Source organism: Acidovorax sp. JHL-9, assembly GCF_000426205.1.
GTDB lineage: Bacteria > Pseudomonadota > Gammaproteobacteria > Burkholderiales > Burkholderiaceae_C > Acidovorax > Acidovorax soli.
Genome location: NZ_AUEX01000014.1, coordinates 1 through 21725, shown reverse-complemented (window position 1 = coordinate 21725; position 21725 = coordinate 1). Strand labels below are relative to the sequence as shown.

The following is a 21725-nucleotide window of genomic DNA, read 5'->3' as shown; positions in this document are numbered from 1 at the left end:
AGTGTCGGCCGATATGTCGATATGCATTGAACAAAGGCCTGCATTCTATCCAATGTGATCGTTGGACGGGTCCTGGAGTTAGCGCGAGCCAATCTCCACTTTGACGAAGATTGGAGAAACTGCGCGCGCTCGGCGACCATCCGGACAAGGAAATCCCGGACAAATACCCGGGATTTCTCTGCCAGCGCAGTCCGTGCAAGCTCAACGCGGAATCATCTGGATGGACGGATCAGGGCGTATTGGGCCCATTCTCCGCGCCGGTACAGCACATTGATGGGCTTGCTCTTGTCCACCTTGGCGAGGGCCGCCTCGAAATCCTTGACCCCGCTGATTTCGGTGTTGGCGATGGAAAGGATGATGTCGCCTTCGCGCAGACCGGCACGGGCAGCGGCATCGGTGGCAGCATTCACCACCACGCCACCGCGGATCTTCAGTTCTTTCTTTTGCGCGTCGGTCAGCGTGCTCACTGACAATCCCACCAGCTGCGCAGCCGCCGAGGCCTTGGGCTTTTCTTCGCGCTCGGCGGTCTTGCCGGCCGGCTTGTCGCTCTCGATCTCCGCGATGGTGATGCCCAGGTCCTTGGCGCTGCCACGGCGAAACACCGTGACCGTGCTTTTCGTTCCAGGCTTGGTATTGCCCACCATGCGTGGAAGATCCGCGAGCTTGTCGATCGGCTTGCCGTCAAACCGGGTAATGATGTCGCCGGCCTCGATGCCCGCCTTGTCGGCCGGAGAGCCCGCCTCCACGCCCGTCACCAGGGCTCCCGATGCCTTGCCAAGGCCGATGGATTCAGCCACATCCTTGGTGACCTGCCCCACCTGGACGCCAATGCGCCCGCGCGTGACCCGGCCCGTGGCACGCAACTGATCGCTCACGCGGATGGCCTCGTCCATGGGAATGGCAAACGAGATGCCCATGAAACCACCCGACCGCGAATAGATCTGGCTGTTGATCCCCACCACCTCGCCGCGCATGTTGATCAGCGGCCCGCCCGAGTTGCCAGGGTTGATAGCCACGTCGGTCTGGATGAATGGCAGGTAATCCCCCGTGTCCCGCTGCTTGGCGCTCACGATGCCGGCAGTGACCGTGCTCTCCAGGCCAAACGGCGAACCGATCGCCATCACCCATTCGCCCACCTTCAGGCGGCTGACATCCCCCACCTTCACGGCAGGAAGCCCGGTGGCTTCGATCTTGACCACGGCCACATCGGTGCGCTTGTCAGCCCCCACGATCTTGGCCTTGAACTCCCGCTTGTCGGTCAGGGTGACGATGACCTCATCAGCACCGTCCACCACATGCGCATTGGTCATCACATAACCGTCGGCAGTGAGAATGAATCCCGACCCCACGCCCCGAGGCTGCTCCTCTTCGGGCTGAGGGCGCTGGGGACGCTGCTGCCGTGGCATGTTGGGAATGGGCACGCCAAACCGCTTGAAGAACTCCAGCATGTCCTCGTCCATGCCGTTCGTGTTGGCGCGGGCCGACACCTTCTCGGAAGTCCGGATGTTCACCACCGAAGGCCCCACCTGCTCCACCAGCTCGGTGAAGTCCGGCAAGCCGCGCGACACAGCAGCTTGCGCATGGGCTGCACCATGGGGCACAGCCACCAGACTTGCCGCCCCCATCAGCACGCCTGCCAGTGCATAGGAGTGCAGTCTTTTCCAATCGATCCTGAGCATCATCGACCTTTCTTCAATTATGGCAATCGTTACGAACAGAGGTTGTATGACGGTGGAGGCAGCCGGAGTGACTTGGTTCCCAGCACCGCACGCTCCGCAGGTCCGGTTCCGGTGCTGTCAGCGCGATGCCCCTGGTTTCGGGCAATGGCGGGAACGGGCCGGACGCACCACGAATGTCCTGGTGGACAATTTTTGACAGGGACAGGAAGGTGCGCTCCACCGCATTGCGACGCCTCCCCTGGCGAACAGAATCACGCCGCCAGGGTATCAGCGGGCAGGCGCCTCAAAAGTGGCATTGCGAAGGAACCCTGCAGGCATCTGCAATGCAGAGGTGTTTCCAAATTGCCGGTGTGCGGCCAGCAGTTCATCCAGCCGCGGATCGCGAATCATGACCTGTTGCCCATCGTTTCCCGCGACGGAAACCACGGGTGCCGCCGGCTGGACTGGCGCTGGGGCTGCGGCCAGCTGTGCGCCAGAAGACGGCGTCCCTTGCAGCCCTGCCAAAGAACTCCAGCCAATGGCCACCACAGCAGCCAACGAGGCGAATCCAGCCGCCATCTTCCAGCGGAACACCGATGCATTGGCGGCAACCGCCGTTTCTGCGCGCACGACCTGCTCCACCGCAGGTGCGGCTTCGGGCAGGCGCCCGGGGATGGGCTCTTGCGCCAACTGCTCTCGCACGCGCATCACCATCGAATGATTGCCTTGCTGGTGCAGCGCCAGCTCTGGAGAACGCAGGACATCCCCCACCAGATGGTAGAGCTGCCAGGTAGCCTGGCCCTCGGCCTGCGCAGCGAACTCCAAGGCCTGCGCCAACGCATCGCCCTGCAATTGCCCATCGGCCAACGCCGACAACTGTTCGCGATTCATACCATCTGTGGTCATAGCATCACCTGCCCATCTCGTCCTTAACCCAAGCACCCGCGCTTGCACGCGAACCCCAAAGAAACTGCATCACCAGCGCTTGCCCGACTGGTTCTCCAGCAACGGGCGCACACGCGCAGAAATCGCCTCGCGCGCCCGAAAAATCCGTGACCGCACTGTTCCTATGGGGCATTCCATCGCTGCGGCGATCTCTTCGTACGTCAAGCCTTCTATCTCACGCAAGGTCACGGCTTGCCGCAGGTCCTCCGGCAAAGCCTCCATGGCCGCGTTCACCGCCGCCGCAATTTCCTGGGCCGCAAGAATGGTTTCGGGCGTTTCTTCGGAAGTTAGTTCGTGTCCCAGGCGGGAAGTTTCATCTTCTTCGTCACTGCCCCGCAGGGCGTTTTCCGAGATGACAGGATTGCGCTTCATGTCCATCAACGCCTTTTTGGCGGTGTTCACGGCAATCCGGTACAGCCAGGTATAGAACTGCGCGTCGCCCCGAAACTGGTGCAGTGCCCGGTAGGCACGGATGAAGGTTTCCTGGGCGATATCGGGGACGAGGTCGGTATCCCGCACCATGCGGCCAATCAGGCGTTCAATGCGCCGCTGGTACTTGATGACCAGCAATTCGTAGGCACGCTGGTCACCCGCAACCGTACGTTCCACCAGTTGGAGGTCGCTGTCGGCGGGGGCGGTGGGGAGTGTTACGGTCATTGTCACTTTGAATTTACGCGTCCGTGCGGCGCGCTGCGGCAGGTTCACCAGCCCCTGGGGCATCCGGCCTGGGGCGCGAATATACCGCACGCCGCAGGTCGCCCCATCGGTCGGGAGCACTCTGGCGTTCGAGCCACAGCCAGGTGCTGCGTCCATCGGGGACATCCAGGCAAACCCAGAGTTGATTCTGGAGATCCAGCCGCACCCAGAGGGCGCCCTCCAGTGAATGTGCCGGCCTGCCCCGCTGGTCGATCTCCAGGCGCCATTGCAAACCGTCCCACTGCAGCAGCCCGCGAACGCGGTGCCGCCAGAAATGCCATACCGCACCAGCAGCGTACAACCAGAAAAAAATGGCCACGGACAGCCGCACCACCGAGTGACCAGCCCCCTGCAGGAGCCAGTGCAACAAAGCGGCAGCCCCCGACCCCAGCAGGGCCAGCAATCCCCAAAGCAACACCAGCCCCCGTCCAACGGGATATTGAACCGGTGGTGCAGAGAAGTGGGACGAGGCGCTGCGCATGGTCAGCGCCACTCGACGAGATACGGGCAAGCAAACCAGCCCTGCAGACGGGCCGCGGCATGGCAGACCGCCACGTTCAAGGCTGTCACCAACAAGGCCTGGCGACAGCAAGCGGCATCAAAAGCGCTTGAAGACCAGCGTGCCGTTGGTTCCGCCAAAGCCAAAGTTGTTCTTGACGGCCACGTCCATCCGCATGTCACGCGCCGTGTTCGCGCAAAAATCCAGGTCGCATTCAGGATCCTGGTTGAAGAGGTTGATCGTCGGCGGCACCTTCTGGTGGTGCAACGCCAGCACGGTGAACACACTTTCAATCCCGCCCGCACCACCGAGCAGGTGCCCCGTCATGGACTTGGTGGAGCTGACCACGGTCTTGTAGGCATGTGCACCCAAGGCCGCCTTGATGGCGTTGGTCTCGTTGAGATCGCCCAGCGGTGTGGACGTGCCATGCGCGTTGAGATAGTCGACCTGATCAGGGTTGACACCCGCATTGTGCATGGCGCTCAGCATGGCGCGGCGTGGACCGTCCATGTTGGGAGCGGTCATGTGACCGGCATCGGCGCTCATGCCAAAGCCGCTCAGTTCGGCATAGATTTTGGCTCCGCGTGCCTTGGCATGCTCGTACTCTTCGAGCACCATGACACCGGCGCCCTCGCCCAACACAAAACCGTCACGGTCTTTATCCCAGGGACGCGAAGCCGTCTGGGGATCGTCATTGCGCGTGGACAGTGCGCGCATGGCGGCAAAGCCACCTACACCCAACGGGGACACCGTGGACTCAGTGCCCCCTGCGATGGCCACGTCGGCATCGCCGTATTCGATCATGCGACCCGCCTGGCCAATGCAGTGCAGGCCCGTCGTGCAGGCGGTCACCACCGACAGGTTGGGCCCCTTGAAGCCAAACCGCATGGAAACATGCCCTGCCACCATGTTGATGATGGAAGCGGGCACAAAAAATGGGGTGATGCGCCGAGGTCCCCGGCTGGCCAGCTCAGCATGGGTGTTCTCGATCAGCGGCAGACCGCCGATACCCGAGCCAATCACGCAGGCGATGCGCGTGGCCAGGTCGTCGTGCAGCGCCTCCCCTGTGGGCAAGCCTGCGTCCTGCACCGCCTGGGCCGCCGCAGCGATGCCGAAATGGATGAAAGCGTCCATCGCGCGCGCATCCTTGGCGCTGATGTACGACTCCAGATCAAATCCCTTGACCTCGCCTGCAATCTTGCAGGCAAAGTTCGACGTATCGAACTTGGTGATGAGATCAATGCCGGACTTGCCGGCCAGGACGTTGGCCCAGGAATCCGCCACCGTGTTACCCACGGGACTGACACACCCCAGGCCGGTCACGACAACGCGACGACGGCTCATGCGTAAAACCTCTGCTGATCGCTCAAGTCAGGCGCTGAAAGCCCGCTCAGGCCTTCTGGTGGGTGTTGGCGTAGTCGATGGCGTTTTGCACCGTCGTGATCTTCTCTGCATCTTCGTCAGGGATCTCGATGCCGAATTCGTCTTCGAGCGCCATCACGAGTTCGACGGTATCCAGGGAGTCAGCGCCGAGGTCGGCCACAAAGGCTTTCTCGTTGGTGACCTGGGACTCTTCAACGCCGAGTTGTTCAGCAATGATTTTTTTGACGCGTGCTTCGATATCGCTCATGGTTTCCCTCTGGGGGTTGTGAATAGATCCGCGATTCTAGCCGCTTGAGGAAAGCCCCCAAGCCGACCCGTCGCACGGATGAACCGACGTTAACTCTCAATAATTACATGTACATGCCGCCATTGACGTGCAATTCCTGCCCCGTCACATAGCCCGCCTCGCGCGATGCCAGGTAGGCGACCGCATGGGCGATGTCGGCAGGCTTGCCCATGCAGCCCAACGGAATCTGTGCGTTGAGGGCTTTTTGCTGCTCTTCGGGCAGGCTGGCCGTCATGTCGGTTTCGATGAAACCCGGCGCCACGCAATTGACCGTGATGCTGCGGCTCCCCAGTTCGCGGGCCAGTGCGCGCGTCATGCCGGCCACACCGGCCTTAGCGGCCGCATAGTTGGCTTGGCCCGGGTTGCCCGATGCGCCCACCACGCTCGTGATGCTGATGATGCGCCCGAAGCGCTGCTTCATCATGGGACGAATGGCGGCACGGCTCGCGCGGAAGACCGCCTTGAGATTGGTGTCCAGCACGGCATCCCAGTCGTCATCCTTCATGCGCATGGCCAGGGTGTCGCGCGTGATGCCGGCATTGTTCACCAACACATGCAGGCCGCCCTGCTGCTTGACGATGGAGTCCATCAGCGCCTCGATGGCCGCGCCATCGTTGACGTTCAGATTGGCGCCCCGGCAGCCCGGGTAGGCCGACAGAGCCTGGCTGATGCGCCCGGCGCCTTCATCGGTGGTGGCGGTGCCCACCACCTGGTAGCCGCGCGCGGCAAGCTCCAGCGCAATCGCCGCGCCAATGCCGCGCGATGCGCCGGTCACCAGCGCCACTTGCGTTTCAGATGCAGATTGCGTCATGCCAACAACTCCCGGGTTTCGGCCAATGTAGCCGGATCAAACAGTGCCGCGCCGACCAGCTCGGGGTCGATGCGCTTGGCCAGGCCCGCCAGCACCTTGCCGGGGCCGCATTCGATGAGGTGGGTGATGCCGCGCGCCTTGAGCGCCTGCACGCACTCGACCCAGCGCACCGGGCCGAAGGCCTGGCGGTACAGCGCATCCCGGATGGCATCCGCGTCTTGCTGCACGGCCACGTCCACATTGTTGAGCACCGGAATCTGCGGCGCTCCCAGCACCACATCGGCCAGCGCCATGCGCAGCTTCTCTGCAGCAGGCTTCATCAGGCTGGAATGGAACGGCGCCGACACGGGCAGTGGCAACGCACGCTTGGCACCCGCTGCCTTGAGCAGCTCGCAGGCCTTCTCGACACCGACCTTGGTACCGGCGATCACGGTCTGGACCGGATCGTTGAAATTCACGGCTTCGACCACTTCTGACGATCCCGCACCAAAGGATGCCGCCGCCTCGGAGCAACCAGCGATGACACGGGCGGCCTCCATACCCAGAATGGCCGCCATGGCCCCCGTTCCCACCGGCACGGCCTCCTGCATGGCAGCAGCGCGCAGACGCACCAGCGGTGCCGCCTGCGCCAGTGTCAGCACACCCGCAGCCACCAGCGCCGAATACTCACCCAGCGAATGCCCGGCCACGGCCAGCGGCATGGCTCCGCCCTCGGCGCGCCAGACGCGCCACGCGGCCACCCCGGCCACCAGCATGACCGGCTGCGTGTTGGTCGTCAGGGCCAGCGCCTCCTTGGGGCCTTCATGAATCAGCCGGCCCAGGTCTTCACCCAGGGCATCGGAGGCTTCTTGAAGCGTCTGGGCCACCACCGGGTGATCGCCCCAGGCGTCCAGCATGCCCACGGACTGCGAGCCCTGCCCCGGAAAGACAAATGCAAAAGATTTCATACCACCAGATATTTATAGGACATATGCCTCATGCGCTTACCCATAAAGCGCAAACAGCTAGAACTTCAGGAGCACAGCACCCCAGGTGAAGCCCCCTCCCACGCCTTCGAGCAACAGGGTTTCACCCTTCTGGACCTGACCCGTGCGCACCGCATGGTCCAGCGCCAGCGGAATGGAGGCCGCAGACGTGTTGCCATGCTGGTCCACCGTCACCACCACCTTGTCCATGGACAGCTTCAGTTTTCGGGCCGTGCTCTGCATGATGCGGATATTGGCTTGGTGCGGAATCAGCCAGTCGATGTCGGCATCGGTCAGGTTCGCCTTGGCCAAGGTGGCGCGGGCGGCCTTGTCCAGCACACCCACCGCCAGCTTGAACACGGCCTGGCCGTCCATCTTCAGCAGCGGATGGCCCAGCACCTCGCCGCCCGAGACGCCGCCCGGCACACACAGGATATCGACATACCGGCCATCGGCATGGAGTTCGCTCGCCAGGATGCCGGGCGTATCCGACGCCTCCAGCACCACCGCGCCCGCGCCATCGCCAAACAGCACACAGGTGGTCCTGTCCTTGAAATCCAGAATGCGACTGAAGACCTCGGCGCCCACCACCAGCGCACGCCTGGCGGCTCCGCTCTGGATCATGGCATCGGCCACCGTGAGGGCATAGACAAAGCCGCTGCACACGGCCTGCACGTCAAACGCAGGGCAACCGTTGGCACCCAGCTTGTTTTGCAATATGCAGGCCGTCGAGGGGAACACCATGTCCGGCGTGGAGGTGGCGACGATGATCAGGTCGATGTCCTGCGCCTGGCAGCCGGCAGCCTCCAGCGCCTTGCGCGCAGCCTCCAGCGCCAGATCACTGCTGGTCACATCAGGGGCTGCGAAGTGGCGCGCCCGGATTCCGGTGCGCTCCACGATCCATTCGTCAGAGGTCTGGATACCGCTCTGTGCCAGTTCGGCCACCAGATCGGCGTTGGTCACGCGGCGCGGCGGCAGGTAGCTGCCGGTGCCGGTAATGCGGGAATAGCGTCTCATCAATGTGTTGTCGCCGCGGCACCGGGCATTGACTGGGCATTGGCGGGCGCCAGCAGGGGCGCCGCATGCGCAATCCGGGTCCGGACACGATCGAGCAGGTTGTTGCGGGCTGCATCATACGCCCGGTTCAACGCCTGCTCGAAGGCCATGGCATCCGCCGACCCGTGGCTCTTGAATACCAGCCCCCGCAGGCCCAACAGTGCCGCACCGTTGTAGCGACGGTAGTCCATGCGATTCATCAACGCTTTCAGCACGGGATAGGCGACGATGGCAGCAGCTTTTGTCAGGATATTGCGCGAAAACTCCTGCTTGAGCCCACCTACCACCATGGTCGCCACACCTTCGCTGGCCTTCAGTGCCACGTTGCCCACAAAACCGTCACACACCACGATGTCCACGGTTCCCTTGAAGATGTCGTTGCCCTCGACATTGCCATAAAAATTCAGATCACCTGAATTGGCAGCAGATCGAAGAAGTTCACCTGCCTTTTTGATGACTTCACTGCCCTTGATGATCTCTTCACCAATATTGAGCAGGCCCACGGTCGGCTCGTCGGCGTCTTTCAGCACCGAAACCAGGGCAGAACCCATGACAGCAAACTGCAGCAGATGCTCGGCCGAGCAGTCCACATTGGCCCCCAGGTCGAGCACCGTGGTGGCGCCGCCCTGGGCATTGGGCATCTGGGTGGCGATGGCCGGACGGTCTATGCCATCGAGCGTCTTGAGGATGTAGCGGGCAATGGCCATCAAGGCCCCCGTATTGCCGGCGGAAACCGCAGCAGCCGCCGTGCCATCCTTTACCTGCTGGATGGCAACGCGCATGGACGAATCCTTCTTGCGGCGCAGGGCAATCTCCACCGGGTCGTCCATGGCGACCACTTCGGAGGCCGGCACCAGGGTGGCCCGCTCATGCGAGAACGGCTGCAGGCTGTCCTTCAGACCGACCAGCAGCAGATGGGCATCAGGATGATGTTGGAGGAACTGACGGCACGCCGCAAGCGTGACGCGGGGGCCATGGTCGCCCCCCATGCAGTCAACAGCCAGTGTGATCATGGGCGACTTGTCCGGCCAGCAAGGCTGGTCGAAAGATAAATGCAACGGTCAAAACAAAGGCCCGTGCTACAGCAAAAGTAGCAACGGGCCTTGCGGGGAAGGCTAGCGTCAGGCTTCAGACTTGTTCTTCAGCACCTGGCGACCACGGTAGAAACCGTTGGGGCTGATGTGGTGGCGCAGATGCGTTTCACCGGTGGTCGGCTCCACGGCAATGCCCGGCACGTTCAGGGCATTGTGCGAGCGGTGCATGCCGCGCTTGGAAGGGGACTTTTTGTTCTGCTGAACGGCCATGATGGCTCCTGGTCTTGAATAGGGTTGGTAAAAACGCGATCAGCCCATTAAAGACACGAGGGGATTCGCGTGAAGCCCTCGATTATATCCCAAACGCCAATTATTGTCCCTTTTCTTCTTTGCGCAGACTCGCCAGCGCAGCAAAGGGATTGGGTTTTTCGGCGCTGGCGGCCTCGAAATCGTCGTCACTGGAGGCCAGCGGCACAGCCGTGGGGCATTCGTCGTGCCGAGGCACCACGGGCAGCGCCATCAGCAGTTCATCCTCGATGAGCTCGCGCAGGTCGAACTCGCGGCTCAGTGCCAGCAGATCCTCCTCGCTCTCGTCGTCCAGCGCCTCGGCCGTGGCCTCATCGGCCACGAAGCGAAATGAGCGCTCCACAGCCAAGGGCACATCCACCGGCGTCAGGCACCGCTGGCACTCCATGGGAAAGGTCGCCTGCACCTGCACATGCAGCCACACCTGCACGATTCCACCCAGTGCGGTGCGCAACTCGCCAGTGGCCGTCCAGTCCACGCGCAGATCAGGGTGCAGGCTCTTGGCCTCCTGGGACAGCCGCTCGTATTTCAGCAGCGAATCGTGCCCGGACAGCTGCCCGCCCGCCTGCGCGAAAGCCTTGACATCGAGCCGGTCGGGGGAGAATTCCTTGGTCATGGCGGCAGTGTAAGAGAATCGGCCGATGCATCCATCCCACACCCCGCAACGCCCACTGGTATTGGGCTCGACATCGCGTTACCGCCATGGGCTGCTGTCACGGCTGAACCTGCCTTTCACGGTGACAGCCCCAGAGGTGGACGAGACCCCGCTGGCTGGAGAAACACCCCGCACCCTGGCCTTGCGCCTGGCGCTGGCCAAGGCCCGTGCCGTGGCCCGTCAGCACCCGCAGGCGGTGGTGATCGGCTCCGACCAGGTCGCCGACCTGGGCGGCTACCCGCTGGGCAAGCCGGGCACGCACGAGCGCGCGGTGGCCCAGCTGCGCCAGATGCGCGGCCAGACCGTGATCTTTCAGACGGCCGTGGCCGTGGTCTGCACCGCCACCGGGTTCGAGCAGGTGGACCTGGCGCCGGTCGAGGTGCGCTTTCGCCACTTGTCGGACGATGAAATCGAGCGCTACCTGCGCGCCGAAGAGCCCTACGACTGCGCGGGCAGCGCCAAAAGCGAAGGCCTGGGCATTGCGCTGCTCGACGCCATCGTGAGCGACGACCCCACCGCCCTGGTCGGACTGCCGCTGATCCGCACCTGCCGCATGCTGCGCGCCGCGGGCCTGGTGCTGCCATGAGCACACACACCACCCCCCCGGCGGAAGCGCCAGGTTACACGGCCACCCACGGCACGCTGTACCTGGTGCCGGCGCCGCTCGACTTCGGTTGCGACACCCAGGCGCCCCTGCAGAACGCCCTGCCCGACGGCACCCTGAAAACGGCCGCCCGCCTGACGCACTGGATCTGCGAAAACGCCAAGAGCACGCGCGCCTACCTCAAGCGCATCGAGCCCCTGCACCCGCTGGCCGCCTCGCTGCAACAGCAAACCATCACCGAGCTGCCGCGCGAAGTCCACAAGAAAGGCGACCACGGCGGCAAGGGCTCGGCCCCCTTCGACGCCCGGCCGTTGCTGGCCGCCGCCCTGGTGGGGCATGACATGGGCCTGATCAGCGAAGCGGGCATGCCCGCCGTGGCGGACCCGGGCTCGTCCGTGGTGCGCGCGGCACACGACCTGGGCATTCCGGTGGTACCGCTGGTGGGCCCTGTCTCGCTGCTGCTGGCGCTGGCCGCCAGCGGCCTGAACGGCCAGAATTTCGCCTTTACCGGCTACCTGCCGCAAGACGCGCAGGAGCGCACCCAGCGCATCCGCGAGCTGGAATCGCTGGCACTCAAGACGGGGCAGACGCAGCTCTTCATCGAAACACCTTACCGCAACGCGGCGCTGTGGCAGGCCCTGGTGCAGACGCTGCAGCCGCACACCAGGCTGGCACTGGCGGGGGGGCTGACACTGCCCCAGGTGCAGATCCGCAGCCAGCTGGTGCGCCAGTGGCGCCAGCAAGCCATCCCCATCGACAACCGCACGCCGGTGGTATTTGCCTTCGGCCGTTAGAGCCTGTTGACGATCTCGCAGGGGATCGTCAACAGGCTCTTCGCCATTGCGGCCCGGAAATACGATTTATTCGATAGCTATCAGTGCTTACCAAATAAACGCTAGAAGCATTTTTCTATCAAATTTTCGGCCCTGCACCGCCCCCCGGGCAAAACCCGGGGCCGCGGCGTTCAACGCAATTGCGGAGCGGTGCTGCTTGCCAGGGCCTTGGCCGCACCCACGCCCATTGCCGCGCCAAAGCGTTTGGCCAGGCGCTCGGCCACGTTTTCGCGGCGGGTGTAGTCGATGACGTCTTCGGCCTTGACCACTTCGCGCGCCACAAAGTCGAGGCTGCCCAGCTTGTCGGCTAGGCCCATCTCGATGGCCTGCTGGCCCGTCCAGAACAGGCCGCTGAAGGTTTCGGGCGTGGGCTTGAGGCGGTCACCGCGCCCCGCCTTCACCACGCCGATGAACTGCCGGTGGATCTGGTCGAGCATGGTCAGGGCGTATTCGCGCTGTTTTTCGGTCTGCGGGCTGAAGGGGTCGAGAAAACCCTTGTTCTCGCCGGCAGTGAGCAGGCGGCGCTCCACGCCCAGCTTCTCCATGGTGCCGGTAAAGCCGAAGCCGTCCATCAGCACGCCAATGCTGCCGACGATGCTGGCCTTGTCCACAAAGATCTCGTCGGCCGCCGCGGCAATGTAGTAGGCGGCCGAGGCGCAGGTCTCTTCCACCACGGCATACACCGGCTTGTTGTGCTTGGCCTTCAGGCGCACGATTTCATCGTTGATCATGCCCGCCTGCACCGGGCTGCCACCGGGGGAGTTGATCAGCAGCACCAGCGCCTGCGAGCCCTCGTCCTCCAGGGCGCTGCGCATGGCGGCCACGACCAGTTCGGCGCTGGCTTCGGCGCCCGAGGCGATTTCGCCCTTGATGTCCACCACCGCCGTGTGGGGCGCCGACTTGCTGGGGCCACTGGTGCTCTGGTACAGGGCCGCCCAGGCCACCAGCAGCGCCACCAGCAGCCAGGTCAGGCGAAAGAAGATCTTCCATCGGCGGGCGCTGCGCTGCTCGTTGAGGGCAGCGAAGGCCAGTTTTTCCAGCGTGGCCCGCTCCCAACCGGGTTCACGCGATGCATCGCTCACTTTTGCTGCCGAATTTGTAGCTGCTTGCGACCACAGATCGGTCGCTTGCGCTGGATTTTGCCCAGAACCTGTGGGCTCGATGCGGGTGGTGTCGGTCATGGGTCAGAAGTCAACGGGTTGCAGGTTGTAGGCAGTATGCCAGTGCACCACCCCGTCCACTTCGGACAGGGCGATCTTCACCAGCCCACCGCGGCAGGGGCCGCCCGCGCAGGCGCCGGTGTCCGGCCGGTAGGCCGCGCCATGGGTGGCGCACAGCAGCCACTGGCCGGTGTCATCAAAAAAACGGTCGGGCTGGTAGTCCATTTCCATGGCCACATGGGTGCAGCGGTTCAGGAAGGCATGGGGCCGCCCCTCGAAGCGGATGGCAAAGGCCCGGCAGGTCTGCCCGGCATACACCACATCAAAGGGCACGGCCAGGTGGCGCTCCTGCAAATCGGCGCTGCTGCACAGCGCAATGGCGACGGAATCAGCGGTGGTCATGGACGGCAGGCAAGCAAGGATCTCGCAACGGCAGGCCCATCAGGCGTTGGTCAGCAGCCAGTCGTGCAGTTCGCGCACCGAGTGGGCCACATGCAAGGGGTTCAGCACCTCAAAGGCTTCGGGCTCGTGGGCGCCGTAGCTCACGCCCACGCTGGCGCATCCAGCCGACAGCGCCATCTGCAGGTCGTGGGTGGTGTCGCCAATCATCAGCAGGCGCTCGGGCGCGACATCCAGCTCGGCCATCAGCTCCTGCAGCATCAGGGGATGGGGCTTGCCAGCGGTTTCGTCGGCGGTGCGGGAACTGTCGAACACGCCCTTGAGCTGCACCGAGTGCAGCGCCTCGTCCAGGCCCCGGCGGCTTTTGCCGGTGGCCACGGCCAGCAGGTGCCCCTGCGCCCGCAGGTCGGCCAGCAGCGGCAGCACGCCGGCAAAAAGGTTCAGGTCGTCCTGGTGCTGCAGGTAGTGGAAACGGTAGCGGTTGCCCAGCTCGGGGTATTTTTCGGGCGGAACATCGGGTGCCGCATGGGCCAGCGCCTGCGTGAGGGCCATCCCGATCACATAGGCGGCAGCCTGGTCGGTGGGCACGGCGCCGCCCACGTCGCGCACCGCCTCCTGGATGCTGCGCACGATGATGGCGGTGGAATCAAACAGGGTGCCGTCCCAGTCAAAAGCGATCAGGTCAAAGCGGCGCGGGCGGGTGGTGGGACGCATGGGGCAATCAGGCGGTGGGGACGAAATCGGCAAGTTCCGGCGGCAACTCGGCGTTCAGCAGCACGCGTTCGCCGGAGGCCGGGTGGGTGAACTGTAACCGCCAGGCATGAAGGAACATGCGCCGCATCCCCAGCTTCTGCAGGCGTTTGTTCAGGTCAAAGTCGCCATATTTGTCATCCCCCACGATGGGATGGCCTTGGGCTGCCAGGTGCACCCGGATCTGGTGGGTGCGACCGGTCTTGATGGTCACCTCCAGCAGGCTCATGGCGGGCAGGCCCTGCGCCGCGCGGGCGGGCAGCGTCTGCCGCACCTTGACCAGCGTGATGGAGCGCATGCCGTCGGGGTCATCGGCCGTGGTCACTCGCACCCGGCGCTCGCCATCGGCCTGCAGGTATTTGTGCAGTGGCTGGTCGATCACCTTCTTGTTGGCCGGCCAGGAACCCGTCACCAGTGCCAGATAGGTCTTGCCAGTTTCACGTTCGCGGAACTGGTCTTGCAAGTGAGTGAGCGCTGACCGCTTCTTGGCCACCAGCAAAATGCCCGAGGTCTCACGGTCGAGCCGGTGCACCAGCTCCAGAAACCGGGCCTGCGGCCGCGCCTGGCGCAGTTGCTCGATCACGCCAAAACTCACGCCGCTGCCGCCATGCACGGCCACGCCGGCGGGCTTGTCCAGGGCGATCAGGTGCTCGTCTTCGAGCAGAATCGGAAATTCGCGCGCCGGCGCGGGCCGCTCAGCCTTCTCGGCCACCTTGTCGGAAATGCGCACCGGCGGCAGGCGCACCACATCGCCCACCTCCACGCGGGTGTCGGCATTGACCCGGCCCTTGTTGATGCGCACTTCCCCACTGCGGATGATGCGATAGACATGGGTTTTCGGCACGCCTTTGAGCTGGCGCAGCAGGAAATTGTCGAGGCGCTGGCCAGCGGAGTCTTCGTCGACCTCCACCAGGCGCGCCGCAGGAGCGGGGGCGCCGGGAGTACGGTCGGATGGTGGTTTGCCCCCTATAATGTGTTTCACCTGCGCGTCAATATGTAAGTGGTTGATTTGTCTGGAGTTTAGTCCACACAGCCCTTGCATCTGCGCAGGCAGGTCGATGCCAGCGGGCGTCGTACGGGTAGATTGCAGGCCAGATGCCTGCAGTGGCCCGTACACCGCACGGCGGGCTGACAGGTTGAAACACTGATACGGAATCCCCCAAGCTGGCAGATTCGCCCCACCAGGGCACCGTCTGCCAGCGGATCGAAGCGAGCATGTGGTTGCTGATGGCATGGATATTGACGCTCTGGCGGTGGTGCTTGCCCCCGCTTTTGGGCGTCATGTCGCCTCTGGCGCTCATTTTGCCTGCGCAAAAAGCTATTACTTCAATAGCAAAACTGCGTCCACTCCCACTCGCCCCCATCCACCCGCCCTTGCCGCCCCCGCTGAGCTAGCGCTCGACGGCCCTGCGGCATCTCCGGCAATTCCCTTCGTTTCAATGCGTCAGTCCAGGCATTCACAGCTCCGGTAGAGCTTGTTATTGGTTTGGAACTGCGGGTGGCAGCCCGCGCAGCCCTGCTGGCTGCGCCGCCGCCCACCGCAAAACACGCAAAGGAATCGCATCATGAAGCGGATGCTCATCAACGCCACGCAGCCCGAAGAACGGCGCCTGGCCATCGTCGACGGACAGAAGCTCCTCGACTACGAGATCGAGATCGAAGGGCGCGAACAGCGCAAGGGCAACATCTACAAGGCCGTTGTCACGCGTGTCGAGCCTTCTCTGGAAGCCTGCTTCGTCGACTACGGCGAAGACCGCCACGGCTTTTTGCCGTTCAAGGAAATCTCGCGCAGCTACTTCGCCCCCGGTGTCTCGCCCAGCCAGGCGCGCATCAATGAAGTGATCAAGGAAGGCCAGGAACTGCTGGTTCAGGTCGAGAAGGAAGAGCGCGGCAACAAGGGCGCGGCCCTGACCACCTTTGTATCACTGGCCGGCCGCTATGTGGTGCTGATGCCCAACAACCCCCGTGGTGGTGGCGTTTCGCGCCGCATCGAGGGCGAGGACCGCGCCGAGCTCAAGGAGGCGATGGACCAGCTCGAATACCCGAACGGGATGAGCATCATTGCCCGCACCGCCGGCATCGGCCGCAGCGCGCCCGAACTGCAGTGGGACCTGAACTACCTGCTCAAGCTCTGGAACGCCATCGACGGCGCTGCCAAGGGCGGCAAGGGTGCCTTCCTGATCTACCAGGAATCGAGCCTCGTCATCCGCGCCATCCGCGACTACTTCAACAACGACATCGGTGACATCCTCATCGATACCGACGACATCTACGAACAGGCACAGCAGTTCATGGCGCACGTCATGCCCGAGCATGCCGCCCGCGTGAAGCGCTACCGCGACGACGCCGCCCTGTTCAGCCGTTTCCAGATCGAGCACCAGATCGAATCGGCCTATGCACGCACCGTGCAACTGCCCAGCGGCGGCGCCATCGTGATCGACCACACCGAAGCACTGGTCAGCGTGGACGTGAACTCGGCCCGCGCCATCAAGGGCGGTGACATCGAGGAAACCGCCACCCGCACCAACCTGGAAGCCGCCGACGAAGTGGCCCGCCAGATGCGCCTGCGCGACCTGGGCGGCCTGATCGTGATCGACTTCATCGACATGGAGGAGAGCAAGAACCGCCGCGAAGTGGAAAACCGCCTGCGCGACGCACTGCGCCAGGACCGCGCCCGCGTGCAGTTCGGCACCATCAGCAAGTTCGGCCTCATGGAGATGAGCCGCCAGCGCCTGAAGCCGGCCCTCTCCGAAGGCTCGTCCATCCCCTGCCCCCGTTGCGGCGGCTCGGGCCACATCCGCGACACCGAATCGTCGGCGCTGCAGATCCTGCGCATCATCCAGGAAGAGTCCATGAAGGACAACACGGCCGCCGTGCACTGCCAGGTGCCGGTGGAGGTGGCCAGCTTCCTGCTCAACGAAAAGCGCACCGAGATCGCCAAGATCGAGCTCAAGCAGCGCGTGGCCGTGCTGATGGTGCCCAACAAGACGCTGGAAACCCCCAACTACCGCCTGGAACGCCTCAAGCACGACGACCCACGCCTGGACCACATCGAAGCCAGCTACAAGCTCGCCGAGGAAGTGGAAGACCCCACCGCCGTGACGCGCCGCTCGCAAGAGCCCACCAACAAGCAGACCCCGGTGATCAAGGGCGTGCTGCCCGACGCACCCGCCCCCGTGGCCGAGCCCCGCCCCGAAGTCGCCGCGCGCCCACCGCGCGCCGGCCAGCGCCCTGCCCCTACCGCCCCGGCACAAGCCGCCGCCCCGGCTGCTGCGAAGCCGCAGGAACAGGGCTTCTTCGGTTGGCTCAAGAGCCTGTTTGGCATGGGTGACAGCCCGGCACCCGCACCGGTGGTGGCCCCCGCTCCTGCCGCTGAAGCCGGCACGCGCGGTGAACCCCGCCGCGAAGGTCGCAACGGCGAAGGCCGCGGCCGCCGTGGTGGCCGCGATGGCAACCGGGACGGTCAGCGCGACGGAGCGCCCCGTGACGGCAACCGCGAAGGCACCGCTGAAGGCCGTGGCCGCCGTAGTGAGCGCTCGGCCGAAGGCCGTGCACCGCGCGATGGCGAAGGCCGTCCGCCCCGTGGCGAAGGAGAAGGCCGCAATGGACGCGAAGGCCGGGAAAGCCGTGAAGGCGGCCGTGGCCGCCGCGATGCCGAGCCCCGCAGCAACGCCGCCGCGGCCGACACCGACAACACCGCCGCCCAGACCGCCATCCAGGCGCAGGTGACCGGTCCGAACGGCAATGGCGCCGAAGCGGCCGGCAACCCGCCCCGTGGCGAACGCGGCCCCCGCCGTGAGCGCGGCGAAGGCCAGGGTCGCCGGGAACGTGGCGAGCGCCCCCCCCGCGCGGCCGAAGCCCCGCGAGACACCGGTGTCCCCGCCGCCGACTTTGCGGATACCGCCCCGCTGGCATCGCTGCCCGACCTGGACCTGACCGGCAACGACACCGCACCGGCCAGCGACGACCGCCGCGAGCGCCGCTCGCGCGACCGTTATGGCCGCGACCGGCGTGAGCGTGGCGAGCGCGCTCCCCGCGACACGGTGGAGCCGACGGCACCCGCACGGATGGAGTCGGATGCGCCGGCCGCAGTGGCTGCCCCGGCCGCCGAAGCCCAGCCAGAGCCCGCACGCCGCAGCTACTTTGACACGGCCCCGGCGGCCCAGGCACCGGCACAGGAGCCCGCACCCACGCCAACGCCTGCGCCAGTACCCGCAGCGCCGGCACCCATGGCCGCCGCGCCTGCGCCGGTGGCCGTACCCGCACCGGTGGCGGCACCGGTGCCTGCTGCTGCGCCTGCGACACCTGCCACCCAGGGCATGCCACGCGTCCAGAGCTTCACGCTGCCGCTCGATGCCCTGCAGCAGGTGGCTGCCGCATCCGGATTGCAGTGGGTGAACTCGGACGCTGAAAAGATCGCCGCCGTGCAGGCAGCGATTGCAGCCGAGCCACAGCCCATCCGTGTGCCACGCGAGCGTCCGCCCGCCGTGGTGCTGGACGAAGGCCCGCTGGTGCTGGTGGAAACCCGCCGCGACCTGTCGGCCATGACGCTGCCTTTTGAGCAGCCCCCGGCTGCCTGATGCAGTGACCAAGAAGGCGGCCTGGGCCGCCTTCTTTCATTGGGGCCCCTGGTGCCTCTGTCTGCTCCGTTTTGTTGCCCGCCTTCATTTCCAAGATCCCCGGACCACAACGCCCCACCATGCTGTTCCTGCTGTCTCCCGCCAAATCACTCGACTACGAAACGCCTCTGCCAGCGGGACTGCCACACACCCTGCCACAGTTCGTGCCGCAGTCCATGCAGCTGATCGAGGTGCTGCGCCAGAAATCGCCGCAAGACATCGCCTCGCTGATGGGCCTGAGTGACGCGCTCGCCGCCCTGAACGTGGCGCGCTACCAGGTCTGGCAACCGAAATTCAACGCCACCAACGCGCGCCAGGCACTGCTGGCCTTCAACGGCGACGTGTACGAAGGCCTGCAGGCCCGCACACTCACTGCGCCCGACCTGGACTGGGCACAGAGCCACCTGGCCATCCTCAGCGGCCTGTACGGCGTGTTGCGCCCGCTCGACTGGATGCAGCCCTACCGGCTGGAGATGGGCACGCGCCTGGTCACCGATGCGGGCAGCAACCTCTACCAGTTCTGGGGCCGCCAGATTGCCGAGCACCTCAACCAGCGCCTGCAATCGGACACCACGCCCGTGCTGGTCAACCTGGCCTCGCAGGAGTATTTCAAGGCCGTGGACCGCAAGGTGCTCAAGGCGCGCGTCGTCGAATGCGTGTTCGAGGACTGGAAGGGCGGCGCCTACAAGATCATCAGCTTTTATGCCAAGCGCGCACGCGGGCTGATGGCGCGCCATGCCATCGCGCAGCGCATCGCCACCCCGCACCAGCTGCAGGCATTCGATCTGGAAGGCTACGCCTTCGCCCCGGCCTCGTCCGAACCCGAGCGCCTGGTGTTCCGGCGCAAAACCGTGCCCACCGCGTAAATCCGCGCGAACCCCCGCCCCTGTTGAAAGACCGCCATGGCATCGCGTTCTGGCCAGCACCCGCACACCGCCGCTGCAAGCAGCCAGCGCAGCAGCGCCGCACGGCAGGCCATCACACCCGCTCTGCGCCGCTGGATCCGGGAGCAGGCCCGGGCCGGCCACGCGGCACCCGTGATGCTGCAGGCCCTGCGCGATGCGGGCTGGAACGAGGCCTTGGCCGCCGATGTGCTGGAGATCACGCTGCAGGAACACCTCGACGCCATGGCTGCCCCCGAGGGCCCTCCGGCCGCGCCACGGGTGCCCGAACCCCGGCTGCAGGACTCCCCTGCCGTAGTGGATTGCGGCGACCGCACCGCGCAGGTGCTGCTGACCATGGCCCAGCCGCGCATCGTGGTGTTGGGCCAGCTGCTCTCGCCCGAGGAGTGCGACGCCCTGATCGCTGGCGCCGCGCCGCGCATGGCCCGCTCGCTCACGGTGGCCACGCAGACGGGCGGCGAGGAAGTCAACGACGATCGCACCAGCGATGGCATGTTCTTCCAGCGTGGCGAGAGCCCGCTGATAGCGCGCATCGAGGCACGCATTGCCCGCCTGCTGCACTGGCCCGTCGAGAACGGCGAGGGCCTGCAGGTGCTGCACTACCGCCCCGGGGCCGAATACAAGCCGCATTACGACTATTTCGACCCCAACGAGCCCGGCACCCCCGCCATCGTGCGGCGTGGCGGGCAGCGGGTGGGCACGCTGGTGATGTACCTGAACACCCCCGAGAAAGGCGGCGCCACCCTCTTTCCGCAAGCGCAGATCGCCGTGGCGCCGCAGCGCGGCAATGCCGTGTTCTTCAGCTACGCGCACCCCGATCCGTCCACCCGCACACTGCATGGCGGCGCGCCGGTGATTGCGGGCGACAAGTGGATCGCCACCAAGTGGCTGCGCGAACGGGAATTCAAGTAAAAACAGGTTGCAGTGCTTATAGATAAAGCGCTAACAGCTATTCATTAAATAGCAAAAGGACTCACCATGACCACACCGGAACAATCCCAGCTGGGCAAGGCATCGGCGTACGCTGACCAGTACGACGCCGCGCTGCTGTTTCCCATACCGCGCGCGGGCAAACGCGCCGAGATCGGCATTGCGGGCGCGGCGCCCTTCTTCGGGGCCGACCTGTGGACAGCCTTCGAGCTGTCGTGGCTGAATGCGCGCGGCAAACCGCAGGTGGCACTGGCACACATCACCGTGCCCTGCGAAACGCCCAACATCGTCGAAAGCAAGTCGTTCAAGCTCTACCTCAACAGCTTCAACAACACACGCTTTGCCGACGCAGCCGAGGTGCAGGCGCGCATCCGCGCCGACATCAGCGAGGCCGTGTGGCGCGGCGCGGAACACCCGGCCACCGTGGGCGTGAAGCTCATCGGCCCCGAGCTGTTCGACCAGGAGCCCGTGCACGAACTCGATGGCCTGAGCCTGGACCGCCTGGACGTGGAATGCACGCGCTACCAGCCTGCACCCGAGCTGCTGACCGCCGCGTTGGGCGAAGCCCCGGTGTCCGAGGTGCTGACCAGCAACCTGCTCAAGAGCAACTGCCTCGTGACCGGCCAGCCCGACTGGGGCAGCGTGCAGATTGCCTACAGCGGCCCGCAGATCCAGCAGGAAGGGCTGCTGCAGTACATCGTGAGCTTTCGCAACCACAACGAGTTCCACGAGCAATGCGTGGAGCGCATCTTCATGGACATCTGGACGCGCTGCCACCCCATCAAGCTCACGGTGTATGCCCGCTACACGCGCCGCGGTGGCCTGGACATCAACCCGCTGCGCACCAGCCACCCGCAGGGCCTGCCGCGCAACGTGCGCACCGCCCGCCAGTAAGAACCTGTTCAAAGTCTCCCCACTGGCGTGAGAAGCTCGGGGAGTGAGAAAGAACTATCCGAGCGACATCAGTCGCGAACAATTCGAGACCATCAAGCCACTGTTGGAAAGCGCGCGCAGGAAGACTTCTCCGCGCAGGGTGGATTTGTACGAGGTGTTCTGTGCAGTGCTGTACCTGCTCAGAAGCGGTTGCCAGTGGCGCATGCTGCCCGAGGAGTTTCCAAAGTGGCGCACTGTGCACGCGTACTTTGCGATCTGGAGCGAGCCGCGTGAGGGTGGCAGCCTGCTGGAGCAGGCTTTAAAAAAATCAGGTTGGCGCGGCCCGCGAGAAACTGGGGCG

General features: G+C 64.9%; 23 protein-coding genes. 7 read left to right on the top strand and 16 right to left on the bottom strand.

The features are described from left to right. Positions 1 to 212 precede the first annotated feature (212 nt). The 12 genes from K225_RS0110735 to K225_RS0110680 form a co-directional block, all read right to left on the bottom strand. Positions 213 to 1679, bottom strand: a complete 1467-nt coding sequence (locus tag K225_RS0110735) for a DegQ family serine endoprotease (RefSeq protein ID WP_026436410.1) — start codon at positions 1677 to 1679, stop codon at positions 213 to 215. Positions 1680 to 1946: 267 nt separating this feature from the next. Beyond that, positions 1947 to 2564, bottom strand: coding sequence for a sigma-E factor negative regulatory protein (locus tag K225_RS0110730; RefSeq protein WP_026436409.1), 618 nt, complete (start codon positions 2562 to 2564; stop codon positions 1947 to 1949). Positions 2565 to 2633: 69 nt separating this feature from the next. Next, the gene (gene rpoE / locus K225_RS0110725; RefSeq protein WP_026436408.1) at positions 2634 to 3260 is read right to left on the bottom strand and encodes an RNA polymerase sigma factor RpoE; all 627 of its coding nucleotides are present in this window, start codon (positions 3258 to 3260) and stop codon (positions 2634 to 2636) included. A 13-nt stretch (positions 3261 to 3273) separates the two neighbouring features. Beyond that, positions 3274 to 3780 carry a hypothetical protein gene (locus K225_RS22380; RefSeq protein WP_034712462.1) on the bottom strand — a complete coding sequence of 169 codons (507 nt, stop codon included), beginning with the start codon at positions 3778 to 3780 and terminating at the stop codon, positions 3274 to 3276. A 117-nt stretch (positions 3781 to 3897) separates the two neighbouring features. Then, positions 3898 to 5142 (bottom strand): beta-ketoacyl-ACP synthase II, encoded by a 1245-nt coding sequence (fabF, locus tag K225_RS0110715; RefSeq protein WP_026436407.1) that lies wholly within the window; start codon positions 5140 to 5142, stop codon positions 3898 to 3900. Between the two features lie 46 nt (positions 5143 to 5188). Beyond that, positions 5189 to 5428 (bottom strand): acyl carrier protein, encoded by a 240-nt coding sequence (gene acpP, locus K225_RS0110710; protein ID WP_003058049.1) that lies wholly within the window; start codon positions 5426 to 5428, stop codon positions 5189 to 5191. A 103-nt stretch (positions 5429 to 5531) separates the two neighbouring features. Further along, positions 5532 to 6278, bottom strand: coding sequence for a 3-oxoacyl-ACP reductase FabG (fabG, locus tag K225_RS0110705; RefSeq protein ID WP_026436406.1), 747 nt, complete (start codon positions 6276 to 6278; stop codon positions 5532 to 5534). After that, on the bottom strand, positions 6275 to 7225 hold the full coding sequence (gene fabD, locus K225_RS0110700) for an ACP S-malonyltransferase (protein WP_026436405.1): 951 nt from the start codon (positions 7223 to 7225) through the stop codon (positions 6275 to 6277). Before fabD ends, fabG begins: the two co-directional genes overlap by 4 nt. Before the next feature lie 57 nt (positions 7226 to 7282). Then, positions 7283 to 8260, bottom strand: coding sequence for a beta-ketoacyl-ACP synthase III (locus K225_RS0110695; protein WP_026436404.1), 978 nt, complete (start codon positions 8258 to 8260; stop codon positions 7283 to 7285). Further along, positions 8260 to 9312, bottom strand: coding sequence for a phosphate acyltransferase PlsX (gene plsX, locus K225_RS0110690; protein ID WP_026436403.1), 1053 nt, complete (start codon positions 9310 to 9312; stop codon positions 8260 to 8262). The genes K225_RS0110695 and plsX overlap by 1 nt, the downstream gene beginning before the upstream one ends. Positions 9313 to 9420: 108 nt before the next feature. Continuing rightward, positions 9421 to 9603: a 50S ribosomal protein L32 gene (rpmF, locus tag K225_RS0110685; RefSeq protein ID WP_005794249.1), complete on the bottom strand. Its 183-nt coding sequence runs from the start codon at positions 9601 to 9603 to the stop codon at positions 9421 to 9423. Positions 9604 to 9703: 100 nt separating this feature from the next. Beyond that, complete coding sequence (locus K225_RS0110680) at positions 9704 to 10255, bottom strand: DUF177 domain-containing protein (RefSeq protein WP_026436402.1); 552 nt, start codon at positions 10253 to 10255, stop codon at positions 9704 to 9706. Positions 10256 to 10280: 25 nt separating this feature from the next. On the opposite strand from K225_RS0110680, the gene K225_RS0110675 reads away from it, so the two are divergent. Beyond that, complete coding sequence (locus tag K225_RS0110675; RefSeq protein WP_026436401.1) at positions 10281 to 10880, top strand: Maf family nucleotide pyrophosphatase; 600 nt, start codon at positions 10281 to 10283, stop codon at positions 10878 to 10880. Further along, entirely contained in the window at positions 10877 to 11692 is an 816-nt protein-coding gene (locus K225_RS0110670) for an SAM-dependent methyltransferase (RefSeq protein ID WP_026436400.1), read from the top strand. Before K225_RS0110675 ends, K225_RS0110670 begins: the two co-directional genes overlap by 4 nt. 170 nt (positions 11693 to 11862) lie before the next feature. Here the strand turns inward: K225_RS0110670 and K225_RS0110665 are convergent, their stop codons facing one another. From K225_RS0110665 to K225_RS0110650, 4 genes are read right to left on the bottom strand one after another with little or no spacing between them, the layout of a single operon-like run. After that, positions 11863 to 12912 (bottom strand): S49 family peptidase, encoded by a 1050-nt coding sequence (locus K225_RS0110665; RefSeq protein ID WP_026436399.1) that lies wholly within the window; start codon positions 12910 to 12912, stop codon positions 11863 to 11865. A gap of 3 nt (positions 12913 to 12915) precedes the next feature. Beyond that, positions 12916 to 13293, bottom strand: coding sequence for a Rieske 2Fe-2S domain-containing protein (locus K225_RS0110660; protein WP_026436398.1), 378 nt, complete (start codon positions 13291 to 13293; stop codon positions 12916 to 12918). Positions 13294 to 13332: 39 nt separating this feature from the next. After that, on the bottom strand, positions 13333 to 14004 hold the full coding sequence (locus K225_RS0110655; protein WP_026436397.1) for an HAD family hydrolase: 672 nt from the start codon (positions 14002 to 14004) through the stop codon (positions 13333 to 13335). Positions 14005 to 14011: 7 nt separating this feature from the next. Then, entirely contained in the window at positions 14012 to 15022 is a 1011-nt protein-coding gene (locus tag K225_RS0110650) for an RluA family pseudouridine synthase (RefSeq protein WP_026436396.1), read from the bottom strand. 583 nt (positions 15023 to 15605) lie between these two features. Between K225_RS0110650 and K225_RS0110645 the strand changes: the two genes are divergently transcribed. From K225_RS0110645 to K225_RS0110625, 5 genes are all read left to right on the top strand, one after another. Further along, complete coding sequence (locus K225_RS0110645; protein WP_026436395.1) at positions 15606 to 18620, top strand: Rne/Rng family ribonuclease; 3015 nt, start codon at positions 15606 to 15608, stop codon at positions 18618 to 18620. 119 nt (positions 18621 to 18739) lie between these two features. Continuing rightward, complete coding sequence (gene yaaA / locus K225_RS0110640) at positions 18740 to 19525, top strand: peroxide stress protein YaaA (RefSeq protein ID WP_026436394.1); 786 nt, start codon at positions 18740 to 18742, stop codon at positions 19523 to 19525. 36 nt (positions 19526 to 19561) lie between these two features. After that, a complete protein-coding gene (locus K225_RS0110635) occupies positions 19562 to 20473 on the top strand; it encodes a 2OG-Fe(II) oxygenase (protein WP_026436393.1) in 912 nt (303 codons plus the stop codon). A gap of 66 nt (positions 20474 to 20539) precedes the next feature. Beyond that, positions 20540 to 21385 (top strand): NADPH-dependent 7-cyano-7-deazaguanine reductase QueF, encoded by an 846-nt coding sequence (gene queF / locus K225_RS0110630; protein WP_026436392.1) that lies wholly within the window; start codon positions 20540 to 20542, stop codon positions 21383 to 21385. 43 nt (positions 21386 to 21428) lie between these two features. Then, a partial coding sequence (locus tag K225_RS0110625; RefSeq protein ID WP_026436391.1) for an IS5 family transposase occupies positions 21429 to 21725 on the top strand: 297 nt, incomplete at its 3' end.